Annotated in this window: 15 protein-coding genes; 3 read left to right on the forward strand and 12 right to left on the reverse strand. The window is 62.5% G+C overall.

The genetic code is table 11. The features are described from left to right. Positions 1-65: 65 nt before the first annotated feature. The 12 genes from CJU94_RS40155 to topB form a co-directional block, all read right to left on the reverse strand. The gene (locus CJU94_RS40155) at positions 66-5,096 is read right to left on the reverse strand and encodes a DEAD/DEAH box helicase family protein (protein WP_232292951.1); all 5,031 of its coding nucleotides are present in this window, start codon (positions 5,094-5,096) and stop codon (positions 66-68) included. A gap of 95 nt (positions 5,097-5,191) precedes the next feature. After that, on the reverse strand, positions 5,192-5,497 hold the full coding sequence (locus CJU94_RS42190; protein ID WP_008344165.1) for a hypothetical protein: 306 nt from the start codon (positions 5,495-5,497) through the stop codon (positions 5,192-5,194). A gap of 268 nt (positions 5,498-5,765) precedes the next feature. Further along, positions 5,766-7,301 (reverse strand): zeta toxin family protein, encoded by a 1,536-nt coding sequence (locus tag CJU94_RS40160; RefSeq protein ID WP_007183047.1) that lies wholly within the window; start codon positions 7,299-7,301, stop codon positions 5,766-5,768. 12 nt (positions 7,302-7,313) lie between these two features. Continuing rightward, the gene (locus tag CJU94_RS40165) at positions 7,314-7,568 is read right to left on the reverse strand and encodes a hypothetical protein (RefSeq protein WP_007183048.1); all 255 of its coding nucleotides are present in this window, start codon (positions 7,566-7,568) and stop codon (positions 7,314-7,316) included. Further along, a complete protein-coding gene (locus CJU94_RS40170) occupies positions 7,565-7,768 on the reverse strand; it encodes a hypothetical protein (protein WP_007183049.1) in 204 nt (67 codons plus the stop codon). The genes CJU94_RS40165 and CJU94_RS40170 overlap by 4 nt, the downstream gene beginning before the upstream one ends. A gap of 1 nt (position 7,769) precedes the next feature. Beyond that, positions 7,770-8,168 (reverse strand): hypothetical protein, encoded by a 399-nt coding sequence (locus tag CJU94_RS40175; protein WP_007183050.1) that lies wholly within the window; start codon positions 8,166-8,168, stop codon positions 7,770-7,772. Between the two features lie 31 nt (positions 8,169-8,199). Continuing rightward, positions 8,200-8,487 (reverse strand): type II toxin-antitoxin system RelE/ParE family toxin, encoded by a 288-nt coding sequence (locus CJU94_RS40180; protein WP_007183051.1) that lies wholly within the window; start codon positions 8,485-8,487, stop codon positions 8,200-8,202. Continuing rightward, positions 8,484-8,951 (reverse strand): hypothetical protein, encoded by a 468-nt coding sequence (locus CJU94_RS40185; protein ID WP_007183052.1) that lies wholly within the window; start codon positions 8,949-8,951, stop codon positions 8,484-8,486. Before CJU94_RS40185 ends, CJU94_RS40180 begins: the two co-directional genes overlap by 4 nt. A gap of 64 nt (positions 8,952-9,015) precedes the next feature. After that, complete coding sequence (locus CJU94_RS40190) at positions 9,016-9,408, reverse strand: hypothetical protein (protein WP_007183053.1); 393 nt, start codon at positions 9,406-9,408, stop codon at positions 9,016-9,018. A 10-nt stretch (positions 9,409-9,418) separates the two neighbouring features. Further along, positions 9,419-9,796, reverse strand: a complete 378-nt coding sequence (locus CJU94_RS40195; protein ID WP_007183054.1) for a hypothetical protein — start codon at positions 9,794-9,796, stop codon at positions 9,419-9,421. Continuing rightward, positions 9,793-12,219 carry an ATP-binding protein gene (locus tag CJU94_RS40200; RefSeq protein ID WP_007183055.1) on the reverse strand — a complete coding sequence of 809 codons (2,427 nt, stop codon included), beginning with the start codon at positions 12,217-12,219 and terminating at the stop codon, positions 9,793-9,795. The genes CJU94_RS40195 and CJU94_RS40200 overlap by 4 nt, the downstream gene beginning before the upstream one ends. 9 nt (positions 12,220-12,228) lie before the next feature. Then, the gene (topB, locus tag CJU94_RS40205; RefSeq protein ID WP_095423992.1) at positions 12,229-14,691 is read right to left on the reverse strand and encodes a DNA topoisomerase III; all 2,463 of its coding nucleotides are present in this window, start codon (positions 14,689-14,691) and stop codon (positions 12,229-12,231) included. 144 nt (positions 14,692-14,835) lie between these two features. Between topB and CJU94_RS40210 the strand changes: the two genes are divergently transcribed. The 3 genes from CJU94_RS40210 to CJU94_RS40220 are packed head-to-tail and all read left to right on the forward strand — an operon-like array spanning position 14,836 to position 17,382. Continuing rightward, the gene (locus CJU94_RS40210) at positions 14,836-15,291 is read left to right on the forward strand and encodes a lytic transglycosylase domain-containing protein (RefSeq protein ID WP_007183056.1); all 456 of its coding nucleotides are present in this window, start codon (positions 14,836-14,838) and stop codon (positions 15,289-15,291) included. Between the two features lie 9 nt (positions 15,292-15,300). Next, positions 15,301-16,428 (forward strand): secretion/conjugation apparatus DotM-related subunit, encoded by a 1,128-nt coding sequence (locus CJU94_RS40215; RefSeq protein WP_095423993.1) that lies wholly within the window; start codon positions 15,301-15,303, stop codon positions 16,426-16,428. A gap of 3 nt (positions 16,429-16,431) precedes the next feature. Continuing rightward, positions 16,432-17,382, forward strand: coding sequence for a DsbC family protein (locus CJU94_RS40220; RefSeq protein WP_007183058.1), 951 nt, complete (start codon positions 16,432-16,434; stop codon positions 17,380-17,382).

Below are 17,382 nucleotides of genomic sequence, written 5' to 3' on the forward strand. Positions count from 1 at the left end.
CGGCTGTGACACAAGATGTTGTGGCTAGGTGCAGCTGGTCGGACACAACATCTTGTGCCTGCCCGTCATGCGCGCATGCGGAACCTGTCCTGCTGCTGGCCGGCATTGCCGTCGGTGGTCCGCGACTGCGGCTGCCACTGCGACACGTAGTTGTCGTCGGCCTGCATCAGCTTCAGCTCGGTCATGACGTCGCGCACGTCCTGGCGCAACGCCTCGAGGCGCGCCTGCTGCGGAAACGGCTTGCCCTGCTCCGCGACGGCCTTCGCGTGTTCACGACGCTCTTTCTCGCGCGTCTCCTCGGCCTCTTGTCGCCAGTCCTCGAACCGCGCCACGAAGTTGTCGAGCCGATGGACGAAACCCGTGATGCTGAATTTCTCCTCGGCGCGGTAGCTCAGGTTCTCGGGCTCGTAAGTGTCGGAACCGGTCAGCGTGAACTGGATTTCGTCGCGACTGGCGTAGACCTTGATGTCGAACCCGCGATAGCGGCCGACTGGCATCTCGGTGGGTCGGTCGAGAATGCCGACCGCCCGTCGTTCGACGGCCTTCTTCATCGCGTACATGACCTCGCCCAGCAGCGTCTCCCGATCCTTCTCACCATAGACGCGGCTCTTGGTCTCGAATCGGAACTGCTCGGTCGTTGCTGCATCGCGGATCTCGATCTCGCGGTTCCAGCGCGCGATAGCGCGATCAGCACGCTTGTCGGCATCGGCCAGCCAACCGACGCGGCTTTCGAGACTGTGCTGATTGCGCTTGTAGTTCGAGAACAGTGCCTCGACCTTCTTCAGATCGGCACTGAGCTGCACCTGCAAGAAGATCAGCGGATTGCCCGTCGCGGCGGCCTTCATCTCGGCCGCATTGGCGGCTTCGCTCGCAACGTCTTCGATCACGCGCTGGAGACTGTCGCCCTTACGGAACTGTTCGATGCCGGCGGCCTTGTATTCGATCGTCTGCCACATGCGGCTGTCGTAGGTCTGCTTAGTCGCATAGCGCAGAATCTCGACCTCGAAGCCGTCTGGGTCCTCTTCGTAAAAGAGGTTGCCCTGCCTCAGAATGCGGCCCTCACGCTGCTCCAGATCGCTCGGCCGCCACGGCGCGTCGAGATGGTGCTCGGCGACGAGTCGCCGCTGAACGTTGGTGCCGGCGCCCATCTTCGCAGTCGAGCCGAGCATGATGCGCGAGTGGCCGCGGTTCATGTCGTCGAACAGCTTCGCCTTCTGCAGATCCGTCGTCGCCTCGTGGATGAAGCGGATCTCATGCTCGGGCACGCCGCGCGCGATCAGCTTCGCCTTGATGTCATCGTAGACGGAAAAGTCCGCGTTGCTGGCCAGCAACTCGTCCATCGAGATGGCGGGCGCTTCGTCGTCGCCCTCGTCATCGCCGTCCGCCGGCGCGATCGGCGCGGCTTTTTTTGACAGTTTTGGCGTCGACAGATCGCAGAACACGAGTTGCGTGCCCTTCCGGTCCTTCCACGCCTCCCATATGCGATAGATGTTGTCGATCGCCGTGTTGATCTTGCTGCCGGCGTCGTCGGCCGCGTGCGGATTGATGAGGCGGAAGTCGAGGCCGGCCTTGCGTGCATCGTTCGTGATCTTGAGCGGGTTGTCGACGCGTGGGTCCTTGGGCAGGTTCTCCATCCGGTGAATGATCGAGCCACTGTTCCAGTTCTTCAGCGGCATGCCGTCGCCGCGCAGGACCGCCTCGCCCTTGTCGTCGAGCACGGGCGTCTGCACGCCCATGAACAGCGCTTGCGCCTCCGATCGCTCGACGATGATGTTCTGCGGCCGCCCGCCCTTGACCTTCGGAACCGGGAAGCGGGTGCCACGTTCTGCGGCCTGGCGATCGAGATCCGACTTCGTGATAACGTCGGCGAACGTGCGGTACAGCGAGATGAGCTCGGGAACGTTCTGGAACTTCGAGAACCGGCTGTTCAGACGGTAATTAACGCCTGTGGCATCAAGCTCCCAGCCCGTGACCACCTGCCCGAAGGTGGAGGCCCATGCATCGAAGTGGACGATGCCGCGCGCCTTGAGCTCGTCGTACTGAAGGTAGCGCTGCATGGTGTAAAGCTCGGCGATCGTGTTGCTGATCGGTGTGCCAGTCGCGAAGAAGACGCCGCGGCCGTCGTTGCGCTGTTGCAGGTAACGGGCCTTCACGAACAAGTCGAATGCCTTCTCCGATCCTGCGAGATTGCCAAGTCCGGACACGCGGCTGAGCGTCGTCGTGATGAAGAGGTTCTTGAACTCGTGCGCTTCGTCAACAAAGAGCGAGTCGACGCCGAGGTCGGCGAAGCTAACCGCCTGGTCTTTCGCGCCGGTGTCGGCTTTGCGCTCGAGGCGCTCGGTCATGCGCTCCTTCGCCTTTTCCATCTCCTTGATCGTGATCCGGTCGCCCTGCTCAGCCTTGATCTGCGTAATGGCGTCGCTCAGGTCCTCGATCTGTTCCTCGAGCAACTCGCGCAGCGTATCCTCGGGCATGCCGATCTTCTTGAACGAGCTGTGAGCGACGATCACGGCGTCCCAATCGCCGGTTGCGATGCGACCGAACAGGCGCTCGCGATTCTCCTTCTTGAAGTCGCTCTTTTCGGCGACGAGAATGTTCGCGTTGGGATATAGCGAGTAGAAAGCGTCCTTCCATTGCAGCAGCAGATGGTTCGGAACGACGAGCATGGGCTTCGACATCAGGCCCATGCGCTTGCTCTCCATGATGGTGCCGACGCACACGAGCGTCTTGCCGGCGCCGACGACGTGATCGAACAACGCGGTCCCGTCCTGAATGCCGCGCCAGATAGCGTCTTTCTGGTGCGGCCGCAGCGTGATGTCGAGCGACGCGCCGGGAAGGTCCAGGTGCGATCCGTCGTACTTCGCCGGAATGTTCGTGTTGAAGCGATCGTTGTAGATACGGGCGAGCGTCTCGCGGCGATCCTTGTCCTCCCACACCCAATCGAGGAACGCCTGCCGGATCTCGTCGGCCTTCTGGTTGGCGGCCGCCGTCTGTGCGTCATCAACGCGGTAGATCTTGTTCCCGTTCGCGTCCTTGCCGGCCTCGACCTTGACCTGGATCGGCCGGTTCGTCAGGATCGACTCCATGAGCTCGTTGGCGGGATATGCCTCGGTGCCCCATGTGACGCGTGCCGTGGTGCGATCACCGTGCTCGATGTCGACGAGCCACTTGCCCAGCGTTTCCTGATACGTGATGCGGCGGCTCACGTCGCCGAGCAAGTGGCCGACAAACTGACCGATCACCTGGTCGGGCACCCACGTCGAGCCGAGCTGGATGGAGATATCGACCGGCTCGATGTCGGCGGGCTGAACGGCGCGCAGTGCGTCGACGTTCTCGATGTAGCGCGGATTCTGCCCGGCGGCCGTTTCGGCCGTGCGCAGCTTCGCTTTCACATTGCCGGTCAGATACTGGTCCGCCGTCTCCCAGCGATCGCGCTCGGGATTCAGGTAGATAAGCCCTTTGAGATCGCGAATCAACTCGTCCTCGGGCTTGCCCGTTAGGCGCATCATGCGCGCGAGGTCGATGCGGCCGCTCTCGTTCATGGACACCACAAGCGCGTCCTTCGCCGTCTCGACGTGCGTGACTTCCTTACGTGGACTCATGACGCGCTTCGAGAAGATCGCCGCCTTGTTCGCGCTCGGCCGGCGCGGCTCCACGCCGTGCTTCTTCGCTGTCTCGGGCGAGATGCCCTTGTCGTAGTCGCTTTCGAGTGCGTGCAGCAGCGGATACTCGGGATCTTCCGACATGGCGAGGCGGTTCGCCTGCGAGCTGACGTGCCCGAACTTGCGCACGAATTCGTCATAGACGCGATTGAGCGTCGTGCGCTTCGAGGTCAGTGCGAAGTCGGTGACGTGCTCAGACTGCTCGGCCAGCATGAGGTCGCGCAGCGCCTCGCGCACTTGCACCATGCCTTTAATGCGTGCGCCGGCGCGCTCGTTCTTCGGTTCGACGTAGGCATAGTCGTGCTCGTCGAGGATGTCCGGCAGGCGTCGTGCGAGGCGTCCGTTCGGCGCGGTGAAGAACGAGCCGATCTTGAGCGTGTCGGGCAGCGTGAGCGCCGGCTTCTCCTCGCGTTCGTCGACCGCAGCAGCGACATCGGTCGCTGGTCGATATACGTCAGCAGGCAGCGCCTGCAGGCGCTTCTCGATCGCGTCGGCGAGATCGACGCCGGCCTCCGGCAACAGGTCGGCCGTGTCGCGGTGCATCTTGCTGGTGATGGCCATGCGACCGGCCATCTGCTCGGGATGGTCGACGAAATAGCGGTTGAGCGTGATCGCCTCGCCAGTCTCGTGGTCTCGTATTTCGCCGACATCCACCCAGCGGCGATCGGGAGTATCGCCGGCGGCCGCCTTCTGGAAAAAGATGATGTCGGTCGTAACTTCGGTGAGCGCGTTGCGCTTAAATGCGGTGTTCGGCAGACGGATCGCGCCGAGGAAGTGGGCGCGATCGGCGATGTGCTCGCGCGCCGCGGTGTTGGCCGCGTCGAGGAAGTAGCGACTGACGACGACGGCCATCACCCCGCCCTCGCGGAGCTTGTCGATCGACTTCGCGAGAAAATAGTTGTGGATCGAGAAGCCGCCCAACTCACGATGGTGCGGATCGTAGAGCGATTGAGTGCCGAATGGCGGATTGCCGACGCAGGCGTCGAAGTGACCGGCGGGAATCACAACGTCCTGCAGGCCACGGTTGATATGCGTCGCGCTCGGATAGAGATGACGCGCGATCTCGGCGGTCAGCGGGTCGAGCTCGATCGCGGTGAAATGGCTCGCGGTTCGCATCGGCGCCGGCATGAGGCCGACGAAGTTGCCGATGCCGGCCGACGGCTCGAAGACCCGGCCACCGTCGAAGCCGATACGTTGGAGGCCCTTGTAGATGCCGTCGATGACGATCTGCGACGTGTAGTGCGCGTCCTGCGTGGAACGGCGTGCACGGTCGTATTCGTCTTTCGGGAGGAGCGCGGCGAGCTCGAGGTACTGGTCCTGCCAGTCCTGGTTGCGATGGTCGAACGCCTGCGGGAGACCGCCCCAACCAACGTAGCGCACGAGGATCGCCTGTTCGTCGGGCGTCGCGGCGCGAGCCTGTTCGCGGAGCTGCATAAGCAGCTTCAAGGCAGCGATGTTGTCGCGATATTTGGCCTTGGCCCCGCCCTCGCCGAGCTGATCCGCCGCAGTGATCGTGTAATCGACCGGCGTTACAACTCGGTGTTGATCTCGTTGCTGGCCAGAATCTCGTGTTCCGTCAGTCCGTTCTGCTTCTGGTCGATCGACCGGCTCAAGACCTGGTGCTCGATCGTCTGCTGCTCGAGCAGTCTGCCCAGCAGAATTACCTCGCCCTGCGCTTCCAGCGAGCGCAGTTTCTCCGGGCTGTTGAACGCCCAGCGGTCGAGGATTTTCCAGCCCTGCAGGTGATACGAGGGCGAACGCCGGACGGCCTGGATCGTCGTCGGCTTGAGGATTTTGGCCGCGATCGTCAGCGGCTGAGTTTGTCCGGTAAGCATGCTGTGCTCCTTGATCTTCGTCGACATCGATCTGAGCCTGCAGGCTGTCGATGATGTCGGCGGTCTCGTTGAATTCGAAATCGAATGAAAACTGATTGAGATCGTCGGTCGGCTGCCGTTTTTTCGCCATGATGTACGCCCTCTATCCGTTTGTATCATAGGCATTATACAAAATGCGTCCGAAACGGCTAGAGGTATTGAACATACGGCCATACGGGCAGGTTCTGTTACGTATGCGGCCTATGTCGGCGAGTGTCGTATATCGGCGTCAGCCTCCCGGTTTCGGCGCGGCGCGATGCGGCACGCGCGGCGCATGGCGGTCGGCCGGGTGCTCGCGCTCGAAGTCGGCGCGAAGCTCGGCGAGCGACGCGAAGTCGGCTTCGCCCGCTCCTCGCTGCTCCATGCGACGCGCAATCGCGTCGAGCTTGCCGCCGAACTGGTGACGCTCGGCGGATGGCCATTCGCGGGAGCGCTCGGCGTCGACACGTTCGCGGCCTGCCGGTGGCTGCTCCCATTGCCCGGCGACGAGGCGATTGTCGTAGACCGGCTCGTCGCTATTTCGCGCGAACACGGTCATCCGGTCGACGAGCTGCTCGGCCTCGAGTTTCTCGACGGTCAGCGGAACGCCGACGAACGCCGCGTCGTGCTTGTCGCGATTCGACCAGCGGCCGAATCCGTTGGCCTGCACCTGGCGCTCGTAGCGCTCGTGGATGCTCAAGCGACTCGCGAGCGCGTTGACAGCCATCACGCGGGCCTCGATCCGGTAGCCGGCGTCGCGCAGCTTCCGGCAGAGCTTGGCGAGGTTGTCGGGATCGCGCATCGTGCCGTCCACGATGAGATTGCGGCGCGCGGTCATCGCGGCGCTCGTCAGTTTCACGGCCCACGGGCCCGCATCGCCGTGCGTCCGGTCCGCGGCCGTGCGGTCGTCTTCACGCATCAGCGCGATGTAGCCCGGATGGTTCTTGCGGAGTTCGTCCGCGTCGATCTTCACGGCATTGCCGGCGAGCTCGTCGAGCGCCGCACTGGCGAGGCCTGCCTTGCCTGCGCCCGGCTGGCCGCCAAGTATGATCGCGACGGGCCGCTGGGCAGGCCTCGTGCTCGCCAGTGCTTGCGTTTGGATGTCGCGCAGGATCTCGGCGTGCGTTTCAGGGGCGAGCCGGAACTGTGCTGTGTCGCTCTGTGGAAAGGTCTGCTGCTGGCGATCGCCAGCGCGGATGCCCGTGGCGATGTCGCGCGCGGCGTCGCGAAGCTCGGCGAGCGTCAGCGGGCCGTCCGAAAGACCCGTTGCGCGCAGGGCGCGCTGGAGCGTCGCGCGCACACCATCCCATGCACGTCCGACGAAGCTGCGCTCTTCCTCGGCCACAAAGGCGAACACTTCCTCGGCTTTGTGCAGATCTGGAAGCGAGGCGTAATCGCGTTCTACTCGCTTCCAAATATGGCTCAGCGATGGCTCGTGCCGCGTTTCCAGAACACGATCGAGCAAAGCGCGCTTTTCAGCCGGGTTGAAAGTGTTGAGCCCGTAGTGGCCGAGCAGCTCGTGGCGCAAGGCTCTTCGGACGGCCCCTTTGTCACCCATATTGGAAGCTGCAAGGGTAAAGATGCGTCGGGCCGGGTGGTATGCCCCGTCGATGCGGTAGCCGAGCTTTTCGCGGGATGCTTCGGGTCCATAGATTTCCTCCTGTGTCGCGCGCACGACGGCGGTTACGGGGATGTTCCCGTTGTACTCGGCGAGGAACTCGTCGACGGCTTGCTGCGCCTCTTCGACCGAGAGCCCGCGCGGGCGGTTGTCGTGGATGACCGTCATCGTGGCCTCAAGTCATGCGCTCGCGCGCACGAGTTTTCCGTACTGCTCGATGGCTCGCGCGACGGCATCGTGATTGCCGATGCGCAAACGGCTGCGTTCGTCGGCGAGCTCGGCCTGCTGTCGACGCAGTTCAGTGATCCGGTCGGCGTCCGGTGCGGACTTCGCCTTTTCCTCTTCGATGTCGCGCGCCTTCAAGGCGATTACATTGCCGATCGTTTCGAGCGCGCACTCGTAGTCGGCAAGCTGTTCGTCAGTCCAGGTAGTCATAGCGTCATGCTCCGGGCCTTGCGGGCCGTGTAGGCTTTGCGCAGCAACACGCATGCGACAACCACGTCGACTAAGCCGAACAGCAGCGGCCGCAGAGCGATGGTGTTGTGCTGCATGTAGCCGCGCGCGGCTGCAAAACAGAAAAGCAATCCTACGAGAAGGGCGAGGATCGCGACGCCCGTCCGTGCAACTGTCTTCACGTCAGTTGCCCTCCTTCGATTCGGGTGCAGTTAGGTCAGTGATGGGGAACGTGTTCATCATCACTGACTTGCCGCTGGCAGGTGCGCCGACGACAAGCTGAACGAACGATTGCGTCACCGTCTGGATGTTCAGGTTGTAGTTCCGACCTTTGTTAGCGAAGTGCTGAAACCGTTGAGCCGCAGTGTCATTCCAGCCAGGCCAAGCGCTTATGTCGATTGCGCCGCCTGGAGCTGGCTTTTGGTCATCGCACCATTGATAGAGTTGTCGGCACTCGTCGGCCGTAAGACTGTCGAGCAGCGATATGACGAAGCCGTCGGTGCCGGCGATAATCGCAGCGTTGTACGCATCGATGTCAATCGCGCGCACTTCGCCGGCAGCATTCTTTACTTTCAGTTCCATGTCGATCCTCTCGGTGATTGTTCGATGTGCGTCACTTCTTCGGCCACTGCTGCGCACTGTGGAGGAAGCGGATCAATTCGATTCGGCGAGCACGCGGCTTTATCCGGTACACGATGATGAACGGCGCCCGAGTGATGACGAGTTCGCGTGTGCCCTTGACGCGACCGAGGCGTCCCATTTCGGGGTGTTGCAAAAGCTGACGCACCTGCTGTTTTATGCTATCGCCTATGTCGATAGCGGCTCGTACATTTCTCTCGGCGATGTAATCGAGTTGGTTATCACGGGCACGAATCGCGTTTGGAAGCCACTGGATTATCAAGAGGCTCCCCCTTCGATTCGCTTAAGCAATGCAGCGCGCTTTTTCTCCCAACCCGCTTCGGCTTCTTCGTTCGATACCCATTGCGTGTTCGGGTCGTCCGCCTCAATCAGCCCTTGTGCGACTTCTGCTCGAAACCATTTGTCGTACTCGGCAGCTTCGTGCGTTCGCTTCAATGCTTCTGCACGGTCAGGCCGCGTTCGCGCCGTCGATCTGTCTTCCGGGTTCCAGTCCTTCACATCGAACGAGCCGACGGCGAGACCGAGGCCCCGGAGCAACGTCAGCGCCTGTGCTGGATTGCCGAAGCCGCGCGGCTCGCTGCTGCGGGCCTTCGCAAGAACGGCTTCCCCGCCATTGCGCGTGTCGACCTGTACGTAAAAGGCGCCGCCCTGCGCTTTGAGCGTGACACCCGCAACGCCGCCGGCGTCGGTGGTGGCCCGCAACTGCTCAAGGGTCAAGGTGTGCATGTTGATCTCCCGATGCAATGTAATTGTTATAAGAGTACACGATTAACAATTAGCATGCAATGCTCTAGACGCTACCCTCTTTATCGCGCGGGGGCTCGGCGGGCTCTTGAACGAGCGCGAGCTGATATTCGGCATGCAGGTGCTGCATCAGACGCTCTGCCGTTTCGGGGCTCTGGCACCGAAACAGCACAATCGCGCCGGGGATGCCCATTGCCCGCTCGATGTAGCGGCGGGCAGTGCCCGGCATTTCATCGTCAGCGGCGATGATCGCCAGCGCGAGACCTTCGCGGCCGGTAATGTCGATGGTGCGGTCGATCGACCGCTCGACGGCTGGCGTGATGCGCGGTTTGTTGTCGGCGTCGTGCAGCAGCAGCGACACGATGAACGGCACGGTCCGGCCGTCGGGCGCTGTCGCGTGGTAGGCCGGTACAGCATCGAGGTAGACGCGTTCTTGCATGGTCGCTCCGTTATGGGGAATTGCGGTCGATGGCCAGAAACGGGGTGTTGCCGCCTACCTGCGGGTCGATTGACCCGAAGGAGGCAACATTCGCAGCGCGCTGCTTGAGCCACTTGTCGATCAGCGCGCGGGCTTCGTCGTCGTTGACCTGGACCAGTCGCCCATTGTCGGAGAAGAACACCGGCATGCGGAACGTCTTGCTGCCGTCGACGGCGATCGCGACCTCGATCCACCGCTGCTTGCCTTCACTGACGCGGTAGAACGTGGCTTGGAAGCCCTGCAGGACCTCGCGATGGGTGCCCTGTTGCTCGGCAGTCTCGGCCGGCGGCTTGCGATCGCAAGCCGCGAGCGATGCCACGAGCGCGAGGGCGATGGCGCAGCGCTTCATGAGTTCACCTCTGCTCGCCATTTCAGATAGTCCTCGACGCGGTAGAAACCGGCCGCCGCGGCGTTGCGCTCGAGCGCCCATGTCGTCTCGCCCGGCTGGATCAGTGCGCGCAATTCAGGGGGATAGAATGCGCCCGCCTCTACTGCGGCCGCATCGTTGTCGGGAGACTCCTCATCGGTATCGGTGTCGGTCTCAACGTCGTAGGGCTCCGACCCGTGGTCTTCATAGTCCTCGGGCATGCCGTACAACTGCTGCTCATATTCGGCCCACGGCTTCTCGGACCAGAGTGCTCGCACATCGTCATCGGTGAGTCCTGGCCCCGTGAGGCGGTCAAGCGCCTCGCCGCTGATCTCATTGGCATCGACGCCCAGCACCAAGGCGAGACGTTGCCTTGCCGCCTCCTCTTCACGGCGCATTTCTTCGTAGAATGCGTCGATCTCGGCCATCTCGGCGGCGTCTTCGGCTTCTTTGCGCTCTCGCTTGGCGCGAAGTTCGGCCTCGATCTGTTGTTGGGTAGCGCGAGCGCGGTCGAGCACCTCCGTCCAGTTCGGCGGAGGCGGACAAACGCCGGCCTGCACGAGGCGGGCATTCTGATAGTCGATGAAGGCCATGTTCTCTTCTGGCGTCACGACGGCCGGTTCGGTGGCCGCGTCGTCGATTGCGCGTGGCAATCCGCGCTTCGTGCGGCCCGTGCCCGCGCGATCGACAAGATAGCGCTCGCGCCACGCTTCGCCGCGCGCGCGCTTGCCCTCGCCCTCCATGCTGGTTGTGTACCGCATGAGCCACGCGTGCATGTACCACTGGCGCTCCTGCGCATACTTGATGGTTAGATCGTGGAAGCGTTGGTAGAACGCTTCGTCGTGCCCGCAATCGAGGCTATCGCCTTCGTGTGCGACCTCGTGTTCGATCAAACTGAAAATGTATGCGGCGGCCTTGAGCGGCACCGTCTTGAGGCGCTTCACCACGTCGACCGTGAATGCGATGTAGCTATCGCCATCCGTCCAAGCCTCGGCAGTGTTCGACTGGCCGAGGAGGATCTGGAAGGACTTGCCGCCCCGCGTCCTCGGAGTGCCGTGGCGCCAGCGTTCGCCTCCAGTAAGAACGGCGGCGTAATGGTGCAGGATCGTGCGAAGCGCGATCCATGCGCGGCGGGTCTCCTTGTCCAGCGCATCGCGCTCGGTAACAAGCGCCGTGCGCTCGACGAATGCGTCGCGCAGCGTCGAGAAGGCAACGAGCTCGGGTAGCTCAAGCCTCCCCCAAAAGCGGGTACCGTTTTTCTCAATGTCCTCTCGGACGTTGGCGTGTATACGTTCTATACAGTCGAGCAGATCGTGCGCGTTATAGCAGCCAAAGCGCTCAAGCGTTTGCGGGTGGACGACGACGGCAATGCCTTCGCGGGCGATCGCCTCGCCCTTGGGCACTTCAAAGCCATTCTCGACGACCGTGAAGCGGTTTCCTTGGCGCTTGTTATGGCTGTAATTGCACTTGCTTAGGAATGCGCTCATCGTCACATGTCGCTTTCCGGGCAACAGCGTGATGACTTCTTCCTTATCGTAAATCTTCACGATGTTCGGGTCACCGCCGAGCAGCGCGCGAGCCGACTTTTCGCGACTCGCTTCAGTCTTGCGGTGGTCGCCGAGTCGAGATCGCACGTCGTCGGCCAACGCACCGAACTGTTTCGCGATGGCTTTCCAGACGGGGCACGTCTTGCGCAGGATCTCGGTACGCGAGACATTCAGTGCGATTGCCTTCTTCGAGACGATGAGCCCGCCTGCGCCCCACATGTGCGCGGGGTCATGTCGCACCAGCACGCCTTGGTTGTAGATCGACACGGCACCATCTTCCTTCGCGCGATACCAAGCAAATTCGTCTTCCGCATCCCATCGCTCGGTTCGGGGATCGCGGGTAATGACGCGGCCGTTCAGCTCGACGCTGACCGGCGTGTAGCGTACGAGGTCGCGGATTTCCTGCACGGCCGACATGAGCTCAGAATCCGTGAGCGGCTCGTACCAACGGCCGGTGATGGAACAGCCCGGCAGCGTCTGCGCGAGCTGCTCGAGGTCGTAGCTGTAGCCCATCGCGCGCGTGTCGACCGTCATCTGCCACGCGTTCGAACACCAGATCGTGCTGGCATGGGCCATGATCTGGCCGCGCCCGAGGCGGAATCGGCCGTAGGTCGCATCGCCTTCCTCGTGCGGCGTGCCGAAGCGCCCGAAGTAGCGAATGACGTCTTCGCGGCTCGCGAAACCGTTGCCGTCATCAGAGCACTCGAAGCCCTCCTTCGTCATGGAAAGCCGCACGGCCGTGGCGCGCGCGTCGACGGAATTCATCAGCAACTCAATGATTGCTTTGCCGATCGAGCCGGCCTGGCTGTAGATGATGTGGTGGATGATCTGCGGATCGAGTTCAAACGGGAGCTGCATAGGTCCTCCTCACTTACGATCTTCGAATTCGAACGTGACGCTGCCGTTGCTCGCGTCGAGCTTCAGCGATGCCGAGAACTTGCGTTTCGACTTGCTGACGAAGCCTGCAAGCACACCCGTCTTGCCCTTGCTGATGAGGGTCTCGGCGTCGGAGGCAGAGAGCTTGCGGCTCGCGATTTCGGTGCGCACCTTGAAGTCGCAGCCGGTACACGCGTAGTTCCATGCCTGCACTTCGATAGCCGACGAGCATTTCGGGCACTTGGCCTTGAGCTGCTTCGCCTCGCCGTTGGACGCCGGCGCGGCACGGTCCTCGAATTCGAAGTCGATCTTGCCGGTATCGATGTCGAGTTTCAGCGCGGCTGAAAATTTCTTGCCCGACGAGCGGCTGGTGAAACCGGACAGAACACCGGTTTTGCGATCGGCGAGCAGCTTGCTGGCCTCGCCCTCGGTGAGCCGCCGGCCGAGGATTTCGCCCCATACCTTGAAGTCGCAGCCGCTGCACTGATACGCGCGGCCGTCGACATGAACAGCGGCGCCGCATTTCGGGCACGGTGCGTCGAGAGCCTTGGCAACCGGCTCGGGCAGCTCGCCGTGTTTCGCGCGGATGGTGTTGACCATGCCGGTCGACAGGTCAGCGATCTCGCTCATGAACGCACTGCGGCGGTAATCGCCCTTCTCCATGCGCAGCAGCTTCTGCTCCCACTCGCCGGTCATCTGCGGCGACACGAGAAAGTCGATGCCAGCCTGTTCGAGGAACGCGATCAGGTCCATGCCCTTGGGCGTCGGCACGAGCTCGTTGTCGTCGCGCAGAAGGTAGGGCTCTTTGGGATTGCCGTTCTTGTCCTTGTCTTCGAGCAGGCCCTCGATGATCGCCGCGCGCGTGGCTGGGCGGCCGATGCCGTTGGCCTTCATCGCGGCGCGGATGTCCTTGTCTTCGACCTGGCGGCCGGCATTTTCCATTGCCGACAGAAGCGCCGCCTCGGTGTAGCGCTTCGGCGCTTTGGTGCGCAACGCCTTCAGGTCGATCGAGTCGGTTTTGACGGACTCGCCATCTGCGACCTTGCAAAGCGCGGGCGTCGCGTCGTCATCAGCCTTGTCGCCGTAGACCGCGAGCCAGCCCGGATCGACCAGCACCTTGCCGGAGGCACGGAACGTTTCATCCGCGACGATGGTGGTGCGCACGGTCTTCTCGTATTTCGCCGACGGATGAAACACCGCGATGAAGCGGCGCGACACGAGGTCATAGATCTTCTGCTCGTCAGGGGACAGACCGTCCGGCTGCTGGCCCGTCGGCACGATGGCGAAGTGGTCGCTGATGTCGGCGTTGTTGAAGATACGTTTGTCGGGCTGTACCCAGCCGTTGTCAATGACGCGCTGCGCATGCGCATCGAGTGGCGTCGTGGCGAAGCTGGCCAGCGTGGTCGTGGCCGTTTCGAGATAGTCCTCCGGCAGCGCTCGGGAGTCCGTGCGCGGATAGGTGGTGGCCTTGTGCTTCTCGTAGAGCGCTTGTGCGATGTCGAGCGTCTTCTTCGCGGAGAACTTGAAGCGTTTGTTGGCTTCACGTTGGAGCGCGGTCAGGTCGAAGAGTGCGGGGGCGTGGCGCTCCTCGGGCTTCGACTCGTCCACCACGGACGATGGATCAACGCCTTTGCATTTATCGACGATAGCCTGCGCCTTCGCCTTGTCGAACCATCGAGCGCCGGTTTGCTCGGATTCGGCATCGCCCTCGCCTGCCGAATCGCTGCCGCCGTCGGCATCGCCGATCCACTTCGCGACATAGGTGCCTGCCTCTGCGCGAAACGTGCCGTGGATCTCCCAATAATCGCGCGCGACGAACGCGGCAATCTCGCGCTCGCGTATGACTGGCATGGCGAGCGTTGGCGTCTGGACGCGCCCGACGGGTGATACCTCGCGACGCTGCGTCTGCCGCTCGCGTAACGCGGTCGTCGCACGCGTACCGTTGACGCCGACAATCCAGTCAGCTTCGGAGCGGCAAAAGGCAGCGTCTGAAAGATGGTCGAATTCGGCGCCGGGGCGCAGATCGTCGTGCGCCTTGCGTATGGCCGACGCGACCATCGATTGAATCCACATGCGTTTCGTCGGCTTCCGGCACCCCGCCTTGTTGTATATGAGGCGGAAGATCAGTTCGCCCTCGCGCCCGGCGTCGCACGCATTGACGACGCTGGCCACGTCGTCACGTGCCATCAGCTTTTTCAGCCGGCTGAATTCGGCGGTACAGCCGTCGATGACCTCGAGCTCGAAGCTGTCCGGAATGATCGGCAAGGCGCCGATCTTCCACATGTCTTTGCCGTCGGCGACCGGCACCGTCTGTTTCACCAAATGCCCTCTTGCCGGAGCGACGATCGCGTCGTCGCTCTCGAAGTACCCGTCGGCTTTGGTGAAGCCGCCAAGCGCTTTCGCGATGTCAGCGGCGACGGACGGTTTCTCGGCGACTATCAGTGCTTTACCCATGTTCCTTCCTCGGTTCAGTTGCTCGGCTACAAGCGGCTTAGGACGCCGATCGCGTCTCGTTCGGCCGCTTGCTATTTTTCCGTAGAATGGCTACCATACGAAAAAAGTATATAGCATTATGAGTCACCGAGAAAGGACGATCCAATGCTTTTGAAGCGAGTCAGTGTCGCCGTCGGCCTGATGGCCGTCGCGCATATAGCGCATGCGTCTGCAACAGCCGGCGTCGTGGCCGTGCCGGCATGTGTTGTTCAGGCCGCGAACGATTACACGCTGCCGGTGCGTGGGCTGCTGGCCGTCTGGCTGACCGAGGGCGGCCGCCTCGGCACGGTGAGCAAGAACACGAACGGGACGGCGGACTATGGCCCGATGCAGATCAATACCGTGTGGGCAACGCGTCTCGAAACGCAGTTTGGCGTGACGCGCCAGATGATTACGGACGACTTCTGTTGGTCTGTTCGCGCAGGCGCATACATCCTGCGCTACGAGATCAACCAGGCGGGCGGCAGCTTTTGGGATGGTGTCGGGCACTATCACTCGCGCACGCCGCAGTACAAGTATCAGTACATCGAGCGCGTCTATCGCAACTCGATGAAATTTTGAGGATGACGCATGAGTGCAACGCAAGGTAAGCGCGACGACATGGGCCTCGTGTATCTCGGGATGCTCGGGCTCGCAGCGGGCTTCTGCTGGTTCATGTGGTACTCGTCGCATGCCGACATCGTGTACTACGGCCTCAAGCTCGCGTGGTATCAACTGTCGGCGCTCGATTGGCCGTTCATGCCGGATGCGATCCGGCGATGGAAGCAGGAGGTCGCCTATCTGGCCATGCGCCCAGCGACTGTGTCATTCGATCAGTTTCTCTCGATGATGAACCGGGCTGGCTACCTGTTCGTGTGGATTCCGATCTTGCTGGCGATCCGGGGCATCAAGCTCGCGGTGAAGCACAAGGCGAACCTAACCCGGCGAAAAGTCACGGTACAGACGCTGCCGTGGATCATGTCGAATCACTCGCCGGCGATCATCCCGTCGCTGTATTACGGCGACAAGGACACGTTGCTGCTGAACGTCGATCCGGAGGAACACCGGAGCTCGATCAATCCAGAGGAATGGGTCGAGCAGCACGGTCTGCTGGTGAACGGCGTACTGGACCGCGAGCGCTGCCGAGCCCTGTTTGTTGCGGATCTCGGTCAGCCCGTGAAGTCGCTGGACGAGATGAAACCGCAGGAGAAAGCGTTGTTCGCGATCTTCGGCACGCGGCTGCTCGCCGACGGGAAGGATGGCGGCAAGGCGCAGGATCTGCTCGATGCGCTGAACCGTTCGTGCCACAAGCATACGTGGAACGGTAAGAAGGGATACCCCGACCTGTCGATCGCGAACAAGCCGTTCGCGAAATATGCCCAGCATCCCGAAGCGCAGCGATGGCTCGAAAAGCATCCCTACCCGCGCACGCTGTTGCACGCCATGCACAAGGCGGCGCAGGGCTCGGGCAAGCTGCCGTCATCCCATTTCCGCTGGCTCAAGGGTATGGACCGGGGACTCTGGTACACCCTCAACACCACGGGCCGCAAAACGCCCTTTCTCGAATCGGCCGCAGTCTTCACGCAGACCCTGTGGGAAGACTTCGCGTTTGACAGCGGCTATCGGCTCACCGAGCCCCACGTCGACGATGCTGTCGACGGCGTGGAAGCCTACCTCATCAAAGTCGGCCTTATGGCCCCGCGCAAGAACAAGGAGTAATCCGTGAAGAGCAACGACATCATTCGGCCGTTCGAGAAATCGCTGCTTGTGCAGTTTGGCAGCACCGGGGAGTTGCAGCATGTCAGCACGCTGCGGCTCGATCAGGGCGTGACGTTCATTCGGTCGGGCAACACGATCGAGGCGCGCTATCACGATGGCACCGGCGAGGCGTTCGTCGTCGAGCGCTTTTCGAGCGAGCCGCTCGCGAACACGGCGTTTCATAACCTGCAGGCGGCGTTGAAGCGCTATGCACGAGTGCGACGATTCGCGGGCTACTGGAAAGCGGCGGTGAAATGGGGCTTCGCGCCCCTGACGGTGGCCGTCCTCGCGCTCGGGATCAACATGGCGGCGACGCGTGCGGTGGGCGGCTCAGCGGGCGGCATCGGTGCAGCGGGTGCAGCGCCGATGGTGCCGCTGCCTAGCAATTTGGGCACCGCCGCGGTGCAGCCGCCCATCGCGCGGCCGGCGGTGGCGTCGCCCGCCGAACTGGCTCTCGCGATGGCAGACGGCGCGAAGTCGGGCAAGTACGCCGTCCAGTTGTCGAAGGGCAGCAAGGGCACGCTGTACGTGTTTTCCGACCCATCGTGCCCGCACTGCCAGGATCTCGAACCGGAGCTCGACAAGCTCGCGAAGGATTACACGATCTACATCTTCCCGGTGACGGTTATTGGCGGCGAAGCGTCGTCGCATCGCACGGCGAAGCTCATGTGTGCGAAGCCCGACGCACGCGGCGCGTTGTGGAAGAAGATCGTGCAGGGTGACGATCTGCCGAACGCCGAATGCGCCGAGGGTACGGATGCGGTGGCCCGGAACGACAAGATGTTCCGCGTGATGCGGTTCCTCGGCACGCCGACCATCATCAATGCGGCCGGCGAGCAAACGCCCGACTCGATTCCGAACACGGCGGACGCGATCAATCAGTGGATGTCGACCGCGACGACGGCAAGCAAGTAA

It is taken from the genome of Paraburkholderia aromaticivorans, from assembly GCF_002278075.1.
Taxonomy (GTDB): domain Bacteria; phylum Pseudomonadota; class Gammaproteobacteria; order Burkholderiales; family Burkholderiaceae; genus Paraburkholderia; species Paraburkholderia aromaticivorans.

What these genes read in the sequence shown, in the direction of transcription:
- CJU94_RS40155 (WP_232292951.1), bottom strand. Translation starts at nt 5,096, where the DNA reads ATGCAGCTCCGCGAACAGGCTCGCGCCGCGACGCCCGACGAACAGGCG.
- CJU94_RS42190 (WP_008344165.1), bottom strand. Translation starts at nt 5,497, where the DNA reads ATGCTTACCGGACAAACTCAGCCGCTGACGATCGCGGCCAAAATCCTC.
- CJU94_RS40160 (WP_007183047.1), bottom strand. Translation starts at nt 7,301, where the DNA reads ATGACGGTCATCCACGACAACCGCCCGCGCGGGCTCTCGGTCGAAGAG.
- CJU94_RS40165 (WP_007183048.1), bottom strand. Translation starts at nt 7,568, where the DNA reads ATGACTACCTGGACTGACGAACAGCTTGCCGACTACGAGTGCGCGCTC.
- CJU94_RS40175 (WP_007183050.1), bottom strand. Translation starts at nt 8,168, where the DNA reads ATGGAACTGAAAGTAAAGAATGCTGCCGGCGAAGTGCGCGCGATTGAC.
- CJU94_RS40185 (WP_007183052.1), bottom strand. Translation starts at nt 8,951, where the DNA reads ATGCACACCTTGACCCTTGAGCAGTTGCGGGCCACCACCGACGCCGGC.
- CJU94_RS40190 (WP_007183053.1), bottom strand. Translation starts at nt 9,408, where the DNA reads ATGCAAGAACGCGTCTACCTCGATGCTGTACCGGCCTACCACGCGACA.
- CJU94_RS40195 (WP_007183054.1), bottom strand. Translation starts at nt 9,796, where the DNA reads ATGAAGCGCTGCGCCATCGCCCTCGCGCTCGTGGCATCGCTCGCGGCT.
- CJU94_RS40200 (WP_007183055.1), bottom strand. Translation starts at nt 12,219, where the DNA reads ATGCAGCTCCCGTTTGAACTCGATCCGCAGATCATCCACCACATCATC.
- topB (WP_095423992.1), bottom strand. Translation starts at nt 14,691, where the DNA reads ATGGGTAAAGCACTGATAGTCGCCGAGAAACCGTCCGTCGCCGCTGAC.
- CJU94_RS40210 (WP_007183056.1), top strand. Translation starts at nt 14,836, where the DNA reads ATGCTTTTGAAGCGAGTCAGTGTCGCCGTCGGCCTGATGGCCGTCGCG.
- CJU94_RS40215 (WP_095423993.1), top strand. Translation starts at nt 15,301, where the DNA reads ATGAGTGCAACGCAAGGTAAGCGCGACGACATGGGCCTCGTGTATCTC.